This window comes from Phyllobacterium myrsinacearum, from assembly GCF_014138285.1.
Classification (GTDB): domain Bacteria; phylum Pseudomonadota; class Alphaproteobacteria; order Rhizobiales; family Rhizobiaceae; genus Phyllobacterium; species Phyllobacterium myrsinacearum_A.
On record NZ_JACGXN010000001.1, the window covers coordinates 1205113 to 1221256 of the forward strand.

The 16144-nt window shown below is 56.6% G+C and carries 13 protein-coding genes; 5 read left to right on the forward strand and 8 right to left on the reverse strand.

All coding sequences use genetic code 11. The features are described 5' to 3' along the window. Positions 1-2 precede the first annotated feature (2 nt). The 4 genes from FHW16_RS05990 to FHW16_RS06005 form a co-directional block, all read right to left on the reverse strand. Positions 3-665, reverse strand: a complete 663-nt coding sequence (locus tag FHW16_RS05990; protein WP_182548193.1) for an amino acid ABC transporter permease — start codon at positions 663-665, stop codon at positions 3-5. A gap of 4 nt (positions 666-669) precedes the next feature. Next, a complete protein-coding gene (locus FHW16_RS05995; RefSeq protein WP_182548194.1) occupies positions 670-1332 on the reverse strand; it encodes an amino acid ABC transporter permease in 663 nt (220 codons plus the stop codon). A 63-nt stretch (positions 1333-1395) separates the two neighbouring features. Continuing rightward, complete coding sequence (locus FHW16_RS06000) at positions 1396-2241, reverse strand: transporter substrate-binding domain-containing protein (protein WP_182548195.1); 846 nt, start codon at positions 2239-2241, stop codon at positions 1396-1398. 283 nt (positions 2242-2524) lie between these two features. Beyond that, positions 2525-4717, reverse strand: coding sequence for a transglycosylase domain-containing protein (locus FHW16_RS06005; protein ID WP_182548196.1), 2193 nt, complete (start codon positions 4715-4717; stop codon positions 2525-2527). Between the two features lie 211 nt (positions 4718-4928). Between FHW16_RS06005 and FHW16_RS06010 the strand changes: the two genes are divergently transcribed. The 4 genes from FHW16_RS06010 (at position 4929) to FHW16_RS06025 (ending at position 8316) form a co-directional block, all read left to right on the forward strand. Continuing rightward, entirely contained in the window at positions 4929-5117 is a 189-nt protein-coding gene (locus FHW16_RS06010; protein ID WP_182548197.1) for a hypothetical protein, read from the forward strand. A 311-nt stretch (positions 5118-5428) separates the two neighbouring features. Beyond that, positions 5429-6526: an OmpA family protein gene (locus FHW16_RS06015; protein WP_182548198.1), complete on the forward strand. Its 1098-nt coding sequence runs from the start codon at positions 5429-5431 to the stop codon at positions 6524-6526. Positions 6527-6621: 95 nt separating this feature from the next. Beyond that, complete coding sequence (locus FHW16_RS06020) at positions 6622-6822, forward strand: hypothetical protein (protein WP_210278020.1); 201 nt, start codon at positions 6622-6624, stop codon at positions 6820-6822. A 366-nt stretch (positions 6823-7188) separates the two neighbouring features. Then, on the forward strand, positions 7189-8316 hold the full coding sequence (locus FHW16_RS06025) for an acyltransferase family protein (RefSeq protein ID WP_182548200.1): 1128 nt from the start codon (positions 7189-7191) through the stop codon (positions 8314-8316). A 9-nt stretch (positions 8317-8325) separates the two neighbouring features. Here the strand turns inward: FHW16_RS06025 and FHW16_RS06030 are convergent, their stop codons facing one another. Further along, positions 8326-8943 carry a ribonuclease D gene (locus tag FHW16_RS06030; protein ID WP_182548201.1) on the reverse strand — a complete coding sequence of 206 codons (618 nt, stop codon included), beginning with the start codon at positions 8941-8943 and terminating at the stop codon, positions 8326-8328. 22 nt (positions 8944-8965) lie between these two features. Next, the gene (locus FHW16_RS06035; protein ID WP_210278021.1) at positions 8966-10357 is read right to left on the reverse strand and encodes a M20/M25/M40 family metallo-hydrolase; all 1392 of its coding nucleotides are present in this window, start codon (positions 10355-10357) and stop codon (positions 8966-8968) included. A 470-nt stretch (positions 10358-10827) separates the two neighbouring features. Between FHW16_RS06035 and polA the strand changes: the two genes are divergently transcribed. Beyond that, on the forward strand, positions 10828-13758 hold the full coding sequence (gene polA / locus FHW16_RS06040) for a DNA polymerase I (RefSeq protein WP_182548202.1): 2931 nt from the start codon (positions 10828-10830) through the stop codon (positions 13756-13758). Positions 13759-13815: 57 nt separating this feature from the next. On the opposite strand, the gene FHW16_RS06045 is transcribed toward polA, so the two are convergent. Both FHW16_RS06045 and FHW16_RS06050 read right to left on the reverse strand, forming a co-directional pair. Then, on the reverse strand, positions 13816-15399 hold the full coding sequence (locus FHW16_RS06045; protein WP_182548203.1) for an FGGY-family carbohydrate kinase: 1584 nt from the start codon (positions 15397-15399) through the stop codon (positions 13816-13818). 34 nt (positions 15400-15433) lie between these two features. Continuing rightward, positions 15434-16120, reverse strand: a complete 687-nt coding sequence (locus FHW16_RS06050) for an HAD family hydrolase (RefSeq protein WP_182548204.1) — start codon at positions 16118-16120, stop codon at positions 15434-15436. Positions 16121-16144 lie beyond the last annotated feature (24 nt).

Consider the following 16144-nt stretch of genomic DNA (forward strand, 5'->3'; position numbering starts at 1 on the left):
CCTTAGGACGGAACAGCGATCTTGCGTTCGACATAGCGGCCGAAACGCTCGATGGCATAGTTGATGGTGAAATAGAGAAAGCCCGCGAAAAAATAGAATTCGAGACTCATGAAGCTTCTGGAAATCAGTTCCTGTGTACGGAGCAAGAGTTCCGCGACGCCGATAATCGACAGCAGCGTCGAGGCCTTGACCATTTCAGCTGCTGTGTTGACCCAGGCGGGCAATACCTGTCGCAGCGCCTGCGGCCCGAGCACATAGGCGAAGGTCTGGGGAAATGTCAGGCCGATGGCCTTGGCCGCTTCCGTTTGCCCTTTTGGTATGGATTGCAGGGCGCCCCGAACAATTTCACCCACATGAGAACTACAGAAAACGGCGAGTGCTAGAATACCGGCCTGGAACGGCCCGAGGTCGAGACCTATGGTTCCCAGCACGTAATAACTTGCCAGAACCAGCACGAGCACCGGCGTTCCCCGGATGAAATCCGTGTAGCCGCGCACGATCCAGCGCAACGGTGCCTTGGCATAGGTCAAGGCCAGACCAACAATGACACCAAGCAGCGTGCCGCAACAGATCGCCAGAAGCGAAATGGAAAGCGTAACGCCGACCCCTTTGAGAATGGGCGAGCGTGCAAGCCAGAGGACATCAAGAAAATGCGAAATATCCATCACATCACCTCGACAAAGCCAGATGGCGTTCCAGGGTGCGCATCAGCGCGGCGAGGATCGAACAGGTAAAGACATAGAGGCAGCTGGCGACCATCCACGTCTCGATAACCCGGAAGGTCTCGACATTGATCTTGCGGGTTTCAAATGTCAGCTCCGGAACGGCAATTGCCGCCGCAAGCGAGGTGTCCTTGAACAGCGAGATGATCGTGCTGCTCAGGGACGGCAGGATATTGCGAAACATCAGCGGTGCTATGATCGACGTGCGTATCTGCATTTCCGTCAGCCCGATGGCGAGACCGGCCTCACGCAACCCAGGAGGGATCGACAACAGGCCAGCGCGAAACACCTCAGCGAGATAAGCACCCGAATAGACCGCCAGCGTGAAGACAAAGCTTTCGATCTTGCCGAGACGGAAACCCCATTGCGGAAGCGCGAAATAGGTGAACAGCACGAGCACGAGGATCGGCGTATTGCGGATGATGGAGACATAAATTCCGGCCGGCCGCTTTATAAATCCGTTCTTGGATGTCAGGCCAAAAGCCGTACACAGCCCAATGACCGCACCGATGAGAATAGCACCAAACGCAAGGGCAAGACTGAGCCCCAGCCCCAGCAGCAAATCATCGAAGCTGCGCCAGACGGCAGCAAAATTCAGCGTATAACCCATGGGATGCCTGCCATCGAAAATCGGGAGAAACGGCCCCGGACAGTTCCGGAGCCGCAGGAGCGATCACTTGTATTCGACGGGAAAGCCGATCTGGGGAGGCGTCAGGTCCTTGCCGAACCAGGTCTTGAACGATTTCGCATAAGTATCGAACTCGACGCCTGTCATGGCTTCATGCAGCGACGTGTTGACGAAATTCAGCCAATCCTGATCGCCGCGCTTCACGCCGCAGGCATAAGTTTGCGGGTTCCAGCCATAACCCGCATCCTTGTACCGGCCCTGGTTCTGGGTCATGTACCAGGCCAGCGACGACTGATCCGTAGCGACCGCATCAGCACGGCCGGATTCAAGCGCCTGATAGATCAGATCGACAGAGTCATACTGATCGACTTTGGCGTCCGGAAGGGCTGCGTGCACCATGGATTCGGCGTAGACATTCTGCAGCACCGAGATCGTCACCGAAGACCCTGAGGCCTTGAGGGCAGCATAATCGGCATATTTGCTGTCTGCCTTCAGCATGAGGCCGACGCCCTCCCTGTAATAGGGAATGGTGAAAGCGATCTGCTGCGCTCTTTCTCCTGTTACGGTCATGAACTGGCAAGTGATATCAACCTTGTTGGTGGTAATGTTCGGAATCCGGGCATCGGAAGACTGGTTGACGAACTCCACCTTGCTGGGATCGTTGAACAGCGCCTTTGCGATGATACGGCCCATATCAATATCGAAGCCCTGCAACGTGTCGTCAGCACCCTTGAAATGCCAAGGCGCGTTGGTGCTGCCCGTACCGAGCACCAAATGGCCACGGGCCAATACTTCGTCGAGCTTGCTCTTGTTTTCCTGCGCGAGCACCGGGCCCGACAGCTGTGCGAAAAGCACGGCCACAGCGACCGTCACGTAAAATCGTCTGGACATTTTAGTTCCCCTATTCGTCGAGCGAATATTATGTTTTGATCCATTATTATAGAATACAGTATTTAATAATGGATTTTGAGATAGGATAACAAGCTCTCCGACTTGTCAAGCGCCATTTGAATTGCGGCGAATGCGACCGCGCGTGCGCCCATGAACGGCGCCACGGGGCGCTGATCGACATACTCAGTTCTTGATCGTGATGGTTTTGCGGTCGGCGGCTCCCTGCCGCCCATGAAAGCTCAAGCTGCCTGATTGACAGCGGGACGTCGAAACCAACCTGCCGTCAGTTTCCCATGATCAAATCAAACAGGGTCGTCTTGCGCGCCTTCTGGCCGTTGCCGCCGACACTGGCGGGCGGTGTCGGGTGGGTTGAACCCGTCTGGTCCTCGAGCCCGACCGGCGGCACAGGCCCTCCCGGATTGAGCTGCGCCGATGGAACACCCTCTGCGGCGGGAACGGAATCGGGCAATGCATCATTCCCGTCAATTACGGTCTCGTTCATCTGGTAATGACCAGGCAGTTCGGCAACCGGCACACCCTTGTGCGCGGCGACCATGAATTCCTTCCAGGCCAGCGCAGGCAGTCCGCCGCCGGTGACCTTCTTGGTTGGTTTCCCGTCATCATTGCCGAACCACACACCGGTCGTCAGGTTCGAGGTATAGCCGATGAACCAGGCATCGCGGAAATTCTGGCTGGTGCCCGTCTTGCCTGCAGCCGGCCAGCCGAACTTTGCCTTGGTCGCCGTCCCGCTTTCGACCGTCTGGCGCAGCATCGCATTCATCATGCCAACATTGCGCTCGCTGATCACCTGATCCTGCTTGGGATTCTTGTATTCGTAAAGCACCTTGCCCTCATGGGTGGTGATACGGCGGATGATATGAACCGGCGCCTTGTAGCCGCCATTGGCAAAGGGCACGAAGGAATCGGTGAGCTCCAGCAAGGTCACTTCGGACGTTCCCAGCGCGAGAGACGCATTGGCATTGAGACTGGAGACGATGCCGAGGCGGTGCGCGGTGTCGACAACCGTGCTCGGGCCTACCTCCATGACCAGCTGAGCCGAAACGGAATTCAGCGAGCGCGCCAGGGCTTCCGCCAAAGTGACTTTGCCAAAATACTTGCCGTTGTAATTGCCGGGTGTCCAGTTGCCGATACGGATCGGTGCGTCAACGCGCACGGATTCGGGCGTGCGCCCCTGCTCCAGTGCCGAGAGATAGACAAAGGGCTTGAACGTGGAGCCGGGTTGACGCTTGGCCTCGCTTGCCCGGTCGAACTGGCTGTTGGCATAGTCGTAACCGCCCACCAGTGCCCGCACGGCGCCTGTGCCATCGACGGAAACGAGTGCGCCCTGGGACACGTTCAGTTTTTCGCCGTTTTTCTGGATTAGGTCCCGGATCGATGCCTCACCCAGCTTTTGCAGACCAAGATCGACTGTTGTGTCGATGATGACATCGGAACGCACATCACCGATGAGGTCAGGCAACTCTTCCATCACCCGGTCAGCGACATAATGTTCCGAGCCGCTCCAGTATGCAGCGGCTCGTGTCGCGGGCTGCTTCATGGCAAAACTCAGTTCCTTGTCGCCAATCATGCCCTGATCGCGCATCGCAGCGAGCACCAGTTGCGAGCGCTCAGCCGCAGCTTTCGGATCACGGGCCGGCGACAGGCGCGATGGCGCCTTCAGAAGCCCGGCGATGACAGCTGCTTCCGGCAGGGAAACATCGTGCGCGGATTTGTTGAAATAGCGCCGGGAGGCCGCGGCAACACCATAGGAACCGGAGCCGAGATAAACCCGGTTCAGGTACATCTCCAGAATCTGGTCTTTTGAATATTTGTGCTCGAGCCACAGGGCGAGCAGCACTTCCTGCACCTTGCGTTCGAGAGTGCGGTCCGGCGTCAGAAACAGGTTCTTTGCGAGCTGCTGTGTGATGGTCGAGCCACCCTGAACCAGCCGTCCGGAGATGACGTTCGTCGCCATGGCGCGGGCAAAGCCGATCGGATCGACACCGAAGTGTGAATAGAAGCGGCGGTCTTCGATAGCGACGACCGCCTGTGGCAGATAGGGCGACATCTGGTGCAATCCGATCGCCTCCCCCCCCGTGGCACCGCGATTGGCAATCAGGTCGCCTTCAACCGAAACGATTTTCACGTTCGGTGGACGATCAGGAATTGACCAGGTGGTCGTCTGGGGCATTTTCGCGGCAAAATAGATGACTGTTCCCGCTACCGCGATACCGCTCCAGATGCACAAAACAAAGGACCAGTAGACCAAGCGGCGTAACAGGCCAAAGAAGCCGGCCCGCTGTCCGCGTCTAGAGCGGCTGCGCTTCGACTTCGTCGATCTGCGGGAGGATGGCTTGCGTTTCTGGCTGCGCACGGGTCTGTCCTCCGGGTCCGCACGCATGTCGTCATCATCGGAACGGCGGTTCGAACTGAACCCCGGCTCGATGCGCTGCCTGCCCTTGTCACGTGATGCCATTGACTGAAATACCCGCCCCAAACCGGTGCCGCAAAACCCTCGCGACCCGTTGCAGGGTAAATGCGGCGATTTAAGGTGCGGTTAAATTTCGCGCAGAGACGAAGAGAGCCTGAAAGATACAGCAATATCAGTGAATCAATTCCACCTAGGGTTGTTAAGACCAGGAGTGACCGCTATTCCCACCCGGTAAGTATTGAAGAGAGGTAGATCTATGAACATGATGTCCCTGCCAGCTATTGTTGGCATCTCTATCGGAGCTGCTATCGCAATAAGCTTCTCCAAGAAGAATCGCGAGAAAACCGGCGGCAAAAGGCTTCTGATGTTTATTGGCGGGTTTGCCGTCACGCTTGTCGCGTTGCTCGCTCTGAACTTCGGCATCTACTATTCCAAGATGGCTTGAGACTGCGGCATCCTGTTTCAGGAGAAAAACGCCGCCTTGCTGGCGGCGTTTGATTTTATGACGTCCGATATCAACCGAAAACAATAGCCGATATCTGCCGCTGTCGCTTTCCTGGGCCAGTTACCCGCCTCTCGGCCCCTCTCGGCCCACATCGTTGAAATCGACAGGATGGCGAATCAATGCTTTGATTGCTTCTTTCGGCTTACCAGTTGAAAATTTCAAATTTAATTATTGCGTTTTATACGATAAAAAAGCAAACAGTGCGAAACAAATCTGATGAAGCGCGCTTTTTCAAAGCGGGGAGATATACGATGACATTATCCAGAAGCAGTTTCACTTTGGTTTTTGCGTTGAGCCTTCTATGCGGCACGGTCAACTGGGCAAAGGCAGATGCCACGACGCCGACAAGCGATCTTGCTGGATCAAGCGACAATGCGCAGATCAAACGCTATGACGGCTCTTTTATCGTCAGTTACGAGAAATTCTCCTATACGGATTTCTCCATACCGCTCGCGCCGCTCAAGGCGAGCGAAAATACCGATGCGCGGGACGTCAACAACAATATTGTCTTTACTCCGGAGAAAAAGCTCGACGTCGAGGGTGCACTGACGCGCATCACTTATGTCATTCCGGCCGAGCGTTCTCCGCTTGAAGTGCTGCGCAACTATGAAGATGAGGTTGCCGCAGCCAAGGGCGAAGTTCTGTTCAAGTGCAAGGCGGAAGAATGCGGCGGCGACGCCACCCGTTCCAGCAGCGGTGGCGGTGGCAACATGAGCCTGATGATGCATTTTTTTCATGAGGGTGACATCAAGGATGCTGCGTTCTCCAATGGAGCCTGCGCATTGTCATCCCATATCAGGGACCAACGGTTCTTTACGGCAAAGCTTCCGGGAGCAGGCGGCGATACCTATATCACAGTGCAAACTTACACGCTGCTCAATGATGACTATTGCAAAGCGTTCAACGGACGCACCATCGCTCTGGTTCATGTGCTTGAGCCCAAATCGCGCGACAAGAAGATGGTTGTCGTCGGCGCCAAGGAAATGGCCAGTTCGCTTGGCTCGCAGGGAAGTATTGCGCTCTATGGTGTCTACTTTGACACGGACAAGACAGATCTGAAGGCAGAATCGGCGCCGACGCTGAAAGAGATTGCCAACCTCCTTCAATCCGATCCCGAATTGTCTGTGATCATTGTTGGCCACACGGACAACCAGGGTAAATTTGCCTATAATGTCGATCTGTCCGGCAAGCGCGCAGCTGCGGTCAAGAAAGAGCTTGTCTCAGCCTACAAGATCAAAGCGGACCGCCTCACGACTGCGGGTGCTGGAATGATGGCACCTGTTGCCAGCAACGACAATGAAGAAGGCCGCGCCAAAAACCGCCGGGTCGTGCTCGTCAAGCTGAATTAATGTCGTTACCAAGTGCGCTGCAGGCATAAGCACGCGGCGCACTGTTGAGAAATCTGCGGCGGGCGGCTAGGCTTCGATCATCAATAGTGGAGTGAATGATGCGATTTCTGGTTCTTGCCTGTGCGTTGATGATCTTGAATGGCTGCGGCGGCGGCGCCATTGCGCGGCTGAACCCATCGCCGGAATCCGAAGCGCAGTACCGTTTGGGCGGCTGCCAGTTGCGTGGTCACGGTACCTGCAAGGATGAGCAGGATCCAACTACCGTCCCGGCACCCGCAGGCACTGCCGCCAACTGAAATCGCGTTTCTTTGGAATCCGCAGATTGTCGCTTTCTGTCAATTCTTGGCGCGCGAAAAGATTATTATTCTTGCGCCCTTGAAAATTGAACACAGCAGTTATATTTTAGTGTTGCGTAACGAGCGGTTCTCCTCCCATTTTTTCGCTCGTTGCGTGTTCCCCTCTGGACGCATTTGCGTTCACAATTCGCCGGGCTCTTGCCCGGCATTTTTGTATCCGGGTTACACCACGTAGTATTCCCAAGATTATTACCGATCCGAACCAACAGCCCGCGCCCTGTTTTTCGTGACCATCACCTGAATTTTACTTCCCGTTTTGAAATATCGCGTATCAAAGAGAATAAAACGCGGGGGATCGAAATAACGATGAGCACTGGCGAGAAAATGCGTGTCGATTGGGTCGATATCGCCAAAGGTATCTGCATTATCTTTGTTGTCATGATGCACTCGGTGCTCGGCGTCGAAAACGAGGCGGGAACGCGTGGCTGGATGCACCCGGTCGTGTCCTTCGCCCAGCCCTTTCGCATGCCGGACTTCTTCCTGATTTCAGGACTTTTCCTCGGTCTGGTGATCGACCGCTCATGGCAACGCTACGCCGATCGCAAGATCATCCATTTCGCCTATTTCTACCTGCTTTGGCTGACGATCCAGTTCCTGTTCAAGGCACCTGGCATTGTTGCCGAAAGCGGCCTCGGCGGTGCCGTGAGTGCCTATCTTCTCGCACTCGTCCAGCCATTTGGAACCCTGTGGTTCATCTATCTTCTGCCGATATTTTTTGTCGTCACGCGGCTCGTTAAATCCATCAATGTCTGGATCGTTCTGCTTATTGCCGCTGCCCTGGAAACATTCCCGATCCACACGGGCTGGCTGGTGCTTGACGAATTCTGCAGCCGCTATGTCTTCTTCTTTGCCGGATATGCCTTTGCACCGGTAATTTTCAATCTGGCGCATTGGCTGAGACAACGGCCCCTTACAGCACTTCTCGTCCTGGCCGTGTGGGCACTCGTCAATGGCTGGCTGGTATTTCATCCCGCATCACAACCGTTTGCTGGCTGGATACCCGAAGAGGCCCACACATCAGGCGGTCTTGGCGGCTGGAGCAACGTACCGATTGTATCACTTCTTGCCGGCTTTGCCGGGGCTCTGGCCATTGTTTCCGTCTCAGCACTGCTCGCGCGTTTGGGCACTATGCCGGCTGCCCAATGGTTTGTCCCGGCGCTCCGCTGGCTCGGCGCCCATTCCATTGTTGTCTATCTGGCTTTCTTCCTGCCCATGGCCGTGGCGAGAACCGTTCTGCTTCGCTCGGGCATCGTTACGGATGTCGGTACGATCTCGCTTCTCACTGTCATCTGTGGCGTGCTGGGACCGGTGATTCTTTACGGATTGGTCCAATGGACCGGTTATGGCCGATTCCTGTTCGAGCGGCCGCAATGGGCCCATATAGATCGCGCGCCCACACCGCGTGGCAAGGGCGCGCTCGCTTCCGCAGAATAGGAAAAGGCTCTAGCTGTGGGCGAAAATATCCTGCTCGTCCCAGCCCATCAGATCTAGTTTGGAACGGGTCGGCAGGAATTGGAAGCAGGCAGCCGCTTCTTCGGCACGGCCATCACGCTTCAAGCGCTCGATTAGAATAGCACTCAGACGGTGCAGATAAAGAACGTCCGATGCTGCATATTCCAGTTGAGCATGCGAGAGCTCCGGCGCCGCCCAGTCCGATGACTGCTGCTGCTTCGACAAATTAATATCGAGCAACTCACTGCAAATCTCTTTCAGCCCATGCCGATCCGTATAGGTTCGGGTCAAACGCGAGGCAATCTTGGTGCAGAAGACCGGCTTCGGCATCACACCGAATGCGTGATAGAGGACGGCAAGATCAAATCGGCCGAAATGGAAAATCTTGGTGATGGCGTCGTCCCCAAGAAGTTTCACCAGATTGGGGGCAGATGTCTGCCCCTTGTCGATCTGGATGACGTCAGCCGAGCCCTCACCGGGTGAAATCTGCACGACACACAGCCGGTCCCGATGGGGATTCAGCCCCAGCGTCTCCGTATCGATGGCAACGGCATTGACCTGATAGTTTGCAAGGTCGGGCAGATCATTGCGGTGAAAGCGGATGGTCATCAAATCTCTCCGGTTCTATCAGTTATGACCTGGCCAGCACATCAAGGATGCGTGCCCAGGACCGCTGCCCCTTGTGGAAGGAGTTCAGCTCATATTTTTCATTGGGGGAATGGATACGGTCGTCCTCAAGGCCGAAGCCGACGAGAAGTGATTCCATACCCAGCATATTCTGGAAATCGCCGACAATCGGAATTGACCCGCCCATGGCAATCAGCACGGCCGGCTTGGGCCATTCGTCACTCAATGCAGTCTTGGCCTTGGCCAAAAGCGGGGAGTCATAAGAAAGCTGGATCGCCGGCGATCCGCCATGTTCATGGAATTCCACCGAGCAGTCAGCGGGAATGCGTTCCCTGACGAAGGCGCGGAAGGCTTCGCGGATTTTTGCAGGGTTTTGTTTATGGACGAGGCGGAAGGATATTTTGGCGGACGCCTGAGCGGCGATGACGGTCTTGAAACCCTGTCCGGTATAGCCGCCAATCACGCCATTGATCTCGGCAGTCGGACGCGCCCAGACCAATTCCAGGATCGAACGGCCCTTCTCGCCGGATGGAATGGAAAGACCAATGGGTCCAAGGAAATTTTCCGGCGTACCGCCGAGACCGTTCCAGGTCTGCAGAATTTGCGTCGGGGTTTCCTCAACGCCATCATAGAAGCCGGGTATTGTAACTGCGCCCGTTTCATCATGCAGGTCTGCGAGAATTTTCGCGAGGATATGGATCGGGTTTGCAGCGGCACCGCCAAAGGCGCCGGAGTGCAGATCACGATCAGCGGCCTTGACGACAATTTCCTCGCCGACCAGTCCACGCAGACCAACGGCGATAGCAGGAGTTTCCCTGTCCCACATGCCCGTATCGCAAACGAGGGCGAAATCAGCCTTGAGTTCGTCCCTGTGCGCATTCAGGAAAGGCTTCAGTGACGGCGAACCGGACTCTTCTTCTCCTTCAAACAAAATGGAGACTTTGACAGGCAACTTGCCATGCACTTCCTTGTAAGCCCGGCAGGCTTCGACAAAAGTCATCAGCTGACCTTTGTCATCAGCGGTGCCGCGGCCTGTCAGGATCTTGCGGCCGTTACCAACATCCTTGATTGCAGGGGCAAACGGATCATTCTCCCAGAGCTCAAGCGGATCAACCGGCTGCACGTCATAATGGCCATAGAAAAGAACATGCGGTGCGTCGGCGCTGGGCCCCTCATGGTGGGCCACCACCATAGGATGACCCGGCGTGTCACGCACACTGGCTTCGAAGCCGATGGTCTTCAGATCGGCAACCAGCCATTCGGCAGCCTTGCGGCATTCTGCCTTGAATGCGGGATCGGTCGAAATGGACTTGATCTTCAACAGTTCGAACAGCCGCTCGAGGCTTTTATCGAGATTTGTATCAAGGGCGTTCAAGACAGGTTCAAGCACTGACATGGTAATTCCTGAATTTGTTGGACCGGGATTCGTGAAGGGAATTCTTCTTAGCCCATTTTCCGAACATCGGCAGAAAAAAGTGACCCGAAAAAGAAATGGCCGCCGTGGCGGGGGGACCACAGGCGACCAGATCACTACACTCAGATGCGGCAACCCGGAGAGGGGGGATGAGGTTACCGCAAGTCCGGGGAAGGCGGGGGACGAGCCTTAAATCCCGGACATCGATCTAATGTCGACAAGTTGGATTTGGGTCTCAAACCATGGCAATTCAAGGGCACGGAACATTACATCTTTGTAACAAACGCGTGATCAGAGAGTGATATGTTCACCACCCCGCCCCTATCGGCAAAAGCGCGGATAATCTGGATCAGCAAATTGTGTCAGGAGAGACCCGCTATCCCACGATCTTTCGGTGCATGGGAAAGACAGATCATTTCCTTTTTCCAGATGATCATTTAATCGTAGGCACCATGAAAAAAGGTGATCATCTCTTCCTCGTCGACGGTTCTGGTTATATCTTCCGGGCCTATCATGCATTGCCGCCCCTTACCCGCAAATCGGATGGTCTGCCGGTGGGCGCAGTGTCGGGTTTCTGCAACATGCTGTGGAAGCTGCTGCGGGAGGCCAGAGATACATCAGTGCGGGTGACGCCCACGCATTTCGCTGTCATCTTCGATTATTCTTCAAACACGTTCCGTAAGGAAATCTATCCGGAATACAAGGCAAACCGCTCGGCGCCGCCGGAGGACCTCATTCCGCAGTTCGGACTGATCCGCCAGGCGACCAAGGCCTTCAACCTTCCCTGCATCGAAAAGGAAGGCTACGAGGCGGATGACCTGATCGCCACCTATGCGCGAATGGCGGAAGCCGTCGGCGCCGAAGTCACCATCATCTCTTCCGACAAGGATCTGATGCAGCTCGTGACCCCTCTGGTGTCGATGTATGACAGTATGAAGGACAAGCAGATCGGCATCCCTGACGTCATCGAGAAGTGGGGCGTGCCGCCGGAAAAGATGATCGACCTGCAGGCTTTGACAGGCGATTCCACCGACAATGTCCCCGGCATTCCCGGTATCGGACCAAAGACGGCCGCACAGCTTCTGGAAGAGTTCGGCGACCTCGATACGCTGCTGTCCCGCGCCGGCGAAATCAAACAGCAGAAGCGGCGTGAAAACATTATCGAATTTGCCGAACAGGCTCGTATTTCGCGCCAGCTCGTCACCCTGAAGACTGATACGCCCATTGATGTGGGCCTTGAAGAGTTCGGCCTTGAACCACAGAACGGGCCGAAACTGGTCGCGTTCCTCAAGGCAATGGAATTCACCTCGCTCACCCGGCGTGCGGCCGAAGCGACGGGCATCGACGCCGCAGCCATCGAGCCATTGCAGGTATCGGTGGATACCGTTGCCGAGGCGCACGGTCCCGATGTCGAGATCCCTGACGGAACTGCTCCCGCTGCCGCCACCGAGAAACCACAGGACAAATCCGATACCGGCGCAATGCTGCCCGCCGATCTGGTAAAGGCGCGCACCGACGAGGCTCTGGCTTCGAAGATCGACACGGCAGCCTATACCTGCATCCGCGATCTCGCCACGCTGCAGGTCTGGATCAATGAGGCGACCGAAGCCGGACTGGTTGCATTCGATACGGAGACGACATCACTTGATCCGATGCAGACCGAGCTGGTGGGCTTCTCCCTCGCCATCCGGCCGGGACACGCCTGCTATATCCCGCTCAATCACAAGTCCGGAACGGGTGACCTCCTCGGTGGCGGTACCGTCGAAGGTCAGATTCCGCTCGACGACGCCTTACGGGCATTGAAGCCGCTGCTTGAGGACCGGTCGGTGCTCAAAATCGCACACAATATGAAGTATGACTGGCTGGTGATGCACCGCTATGGCATCGATCCGCATCCGTTCGATGATACGATGCTGATCTCCTATGTGCTTGATGCAGGCGAAGGCACCCATGGGATGGATGCCCTGTCCGAGCGCTGGCTGGGCCACACGCCGATTGCCTACAAGGATGTAGCGGGTAGCGGTAAGTCATCCATTACATTTGATATGGTCGATATTGACCGTGCAACGTCCTACGCCGCCGAAGATGCCGATGTGACACTGCGCCTTTGGCGCCTGCTCAAACCGCGCCTGGTTGAAGATGGGCTTGTCTCGGTCTATGAACGGCTGGAGCGGCCACTCGTTGCCGTACTGGCACGAATGGAAGAACGCGGCATTTCCGTCGACCGGCAGATTCTGTCACGCCTCTCCGGCGATCTGGCTCAGGCAGCTGGCGCGATCGAGCACGAGATTTACCAGCTTGCCGGAGAAAAGCTCAATATCGGCTCGCCCAAACAGCTTGGCGATATCCTGTTCGGCAAGATGAGCCTTCCCGGCGGCTCGAAGACCAAGACAGGACAATGGTCCACATCGGCACAGGTGCTGGAAGACCTTGCGGCAGAAGGACATGAACTGCCGCGCAAGATCGTCGACTGGCGCCAGCTGACCAAGCTCAAATCCACCTATACTGATGCCCTGCCCGGCTATATCCACCCGGATACCAAGCGGGTGCACACGTCCTATGCCATGGCCGCGACCTCCACGGGGCGGCTTTCCTCGTCGGAACCGAACCTGCAGAACATTCCTGTTCGCACCAGCGAGGGCCGCAAGATACGCACGGCTTTTATCGCCGATCCGGGCAATAAGCTGATTTCGGCCGACTACAGCCAGATTGAATTGCGGGTCCTTGCGCATGTCGCCGAGATTCCCCAGCTCACACAGGCCTTTGCCGATGGCATCGACATTCATGCGATGACCGCATCGGAAATGTTCGGTGTTCCGGTCAAGGACATGCCCTCGGAAGTGCGCCGCCGCGCCAAGGCGATCAACTTCGGCATCATCTACGGCATTTCGGCCTTTGGCCTTGCCAACCAGCTGTCCATTCCGCGCGAAGAGGCCGGCCAGTATATCCGCACCTATTTCGAGCGCTTCCCCGGCATCAAGGACTACATGGAGGCGACCAAGGCCTTTGCCCGGCAGAACGGCTATGTCGAGACGATCTTCGGACGCCGGGCGCATTATCCGGAAATCCGTTCGTCCAATCCGCAGGTGCGCGCTTTCAATGAACGCGCATCCATCAATGCCCCGATTCAGGGTTCGGCCGCCGACATCATCCGCCGTGCCATGGTGCGGATAGAACCGGCGCTGAGTGACGCAAAGCTTTCTGCGCGCATGCTGTTGCAGGTGCACGACGAGCTGATTTTCGAGACCGCCGAAGCGGAAGTCGAAGCGACCATTCCTATCATTCGTGACATTATGGAAAATGCCGCCATGCCGGCGATTTCCCTGTCAGTGCCACTCCAGGTTGATGCTCGCGCAGCAAACAATTGGGATGAGGCGCACTAGCGGATTACTGTTCTCCCCCGCATAGGGAGAGATAAGGGCAGCATTCGTTCCAAGCGCTTATTGCATCGCGTCCAGCACTTTGCGCTGGGCATGCATTTCGAGGAAAATGCGGTAATCCCGGTCAAAACGCTTGCGCGCCTTTGGCTCGGGCTGGCGCGGGTGCCCACCTTGTTTCATCGCAATACAGGCGGCGGGCAAATTCGGATAAAGTCCGGCTGCCGTTGCCGCAACCATCGCCGTGCCGAGAAGTACGGCATCTTCGGCGGCGGATGTGATGACCGTGCACCCAGTCGCGTCGGCATAGAGCTCCATGAGCAAGGGATTCTTGGTGTGGCCGCCCGTGACATGCATGGTGTCGATGGCATAACCACGCTCGTTCAGCGCATCGAGAACATGCCGCACGCCCAAAGCAATACCGACCGAGGTGCGCCAGTAAAGCCGACACAGACTGTCAAACGATGCATCCAATGTAAGGCCGCTGATGACACCCACCGCATGCGGATCAGCCAGGGGGGACCGGTTGCCATGAAAATCGGGCAGGATATGCATCCTACCCGCGAGATCGAGCCCTTCCTTTTCCCGCAGTTCCATGACGCGATCAGTGATCTTCTGGTGCAGGGCGGCATTCGGCTCGCCAGCGGCACCGTGCCAGCGAATGATGTGATCAAGAAGCGCACCTGAAACCGATTGCCCGCCTTCGCTCAACCAGCAATCCGGCAGCGCCGCGCCATAATAGGGGCCCCAAACGCCGTTGAACGAGATCGGCTCCTGCGACAGTGCCATCAGGCAACTGGAGGTTCCGGCGATCAAAGCCAGATGCCGGTCTATTTCCGAGAGATCACCGGCAAAACCACCGAGGACGCCGAGCGCCCCGGCATAGGCATCGATCAGCCCCGCACCCACATGGCAACGGGTGGTGAGCCCGAGCGCCTTCGCAGCCTCCGGCGTCAGTGTACCGACATCGGTACCCACGGGGCTGGCCCGCTCCGGCAGGTGCCCACGTTCCACCATGTCAGCAATGCCAACCTCTTTGAGATAATCACTCTGCCAGCCCGGTTCTTCATGCGCCAGATACGTCCATTTGCAGGTGATTGTGCATTGCGACCGCGCCAGGGAACCCGATGCCTTCCAGCTGAGAAAATCGGCAAGATCAAAAAAGTATCCGGCCTTGTCCCAGGAATTGGGCAGGTGCCGCTTGAGCCACATCAGTTTGGGTGTCTGCATTTCCGGCGACATGACGCCGCCGAGATATTTGAGAACGTCGTGGCCAGTTGCCGTGCATTCATCCGACTCATCCAGAGCACGATGGTCCAGCCAGACGATCGTGTCCCAGCGGTTATCTCCACCGGTCGAGACAGTCAGGGGCTTACCGTCCTTGTCGCGCACGACCAGCGAGCAGGTCGCGTCGAAACTGATGCCAACAATATCGGCCGGAGCAACTTTTGAGGCCGCGATTGCCCCTTGAACCGCAATACAGACAGATTTCCAGATATCTTCCGAATCATGTTCGGCGTGATCAGGCAGCGGACGGTTCATCAGGATGGGATGTTCGACCCGGCCTAGCAGATTGCCTTTGGTGTCAAGAATGCCCGCGCGGGCGCTTCCCGTTCCCACATCCACAGCACATACGAAATCTGGCATTCGAACCTTCCGGCTTGTCGTGAACCGGAACGCTCTAATGAACGTCTGTTCGGGCCTGCAGCGATGACAACAGACCTGGCAATTCCAGCATGTCGCCGAATATAAGGTCTGGCCCGAGAGACGCAAGCGCAGCTTCCAAACGGCCGCCACGCGCATGGGTTCCGCCGGTGAAAGCGAAGACCCGCATGCCAGCACGTTTGGCCGCCTCAATGCCTGCGGGGCTGTCTTCGATCACCACGCAATCCGCAGGATTGGTATTCATCGACTTGGCCGCATGCAGGAACAAGTCAGGCGCCGGCTTGCCGTGCTTGACCATCGTCGCGCTGAAAATATTGGGCTCCAGCAGATCGAGAAGTCCGGTCAGTTTGAGCGAGAGGCGAATCCGGTCGGGCTGGCTTGATGAGGCAACACAGCGTGGCAGATCAAGATGGCTCAACGTTTCGGCTATGCCCGGGATCGGCTTCAGATCTGTGCGAAAGCGTGCATAAAGATTGGCGCGCATGTCTTCCAGATCCGCATCACTGGCGGCAAAGCCATAATCATCGTGCAGAATCTTGCTGATCGTCGCCATGCTGCGCCCGAGAAACATCTCGTATGCTTCATCCTCGGACAACGTTGTACCGCTCTTGGCGATCATATCGAGAAGGACGGCAATGGAGATCGGCTCGCTGTCCACGAGAACACCATCACAATCGAAGATAACGAGCGCGGGAGCTGTCATTGCGTTTGACCAGTCACGACTGAC

Coding starts and splice junctions, on each gene's coding strand:
- FHW16_RS05990 (WP_182548193.1), bottom strand. CDS start 665: ATGGATATTTCGCATTTTCTTGATGTCCTCTGGCTTGCACGCTCGCCC.
- FHW16_RS05995 (WP_182548194.1), bottom strand. CDS start 1,332: ATGGGTTATACGCTGAATTTTGCTGCCGTCTGGCGCAGCTTCGATGAT.
- FHW16_RS06000 (WP_182548195.1), bottom strand. CDS start 2,241: ATGTCCAGACGATTTTACGTGACGGTCGCTGTGGCCGTGCTTTTCGCA.
- FHW16_RS06005 (WP_182548196.1), bottom strand. CDS start 4,717: ATGGCATCACGTGACAAGGGCAGGCAGCGCATCGAGCCGGGGTTCAGT.
- FHW16_RS06010 (WP_182548197.1), top strand. CDS start 4,929: ATGAACATGATGTCCCTGCCAGCTATTGTTGGCATCTCTATCGGAGCT.
- FHW16_RS06015 (WP_182548198.1), top strand. CDS start 5,429: ATGACATTATCCAGAAGCAGTTTCACTTTGGTTTTTGCGTTGAGCCTT.
- FHW16_RS06020 (WP_210278020.1), top strand. CDS start 6,622: ATGATGCGATTTCTGGTTCTTGCCTGTGCGTTGATGATCTTGAATGGC.
- FHW16_RS06025 (WP_182548200.1), top strand. CDS start 7,189: ATGAGCACTGGCGAGAAAATGCGTGTCGATTGGGTCGATATCGCCAAA.
- FHW16_RS06030 (WP_182548201.1), bottom strand. CDS start 8,943: ATGACCATCCGCTTTCACCGCAATGATCTGCCCGACCTTGCAAACTAT.
- FHW16_RS06035 (WP_210278021.1), bottom strand. CDS start 10,357: ATGTCAGTGCTTGAACCTGTCTTGAACGCCCTTGATACAAATCTCGAT.
- polA (WP_182548202.1), top strand. CDS start 10,828: ATGAAAAAAGGTGATCATCTCTTCCTCGTCGACGGTTCTGGTTATATC.
- FHW16_RS06045 (WP_182548203.1), bottom strand. CDS start 15,399: ATGCCAGATTTCGTATGTGCTGTGGATGTGGGAACGGGAAGCGCCCGC.
- FHW16_RS06050 (WP_182548204.1), bottom strand. CDS start 16,120: ATGACAGCTCCCGCGCTCGTTATCTTCGATTGTGATGGTGTTCTCGTG.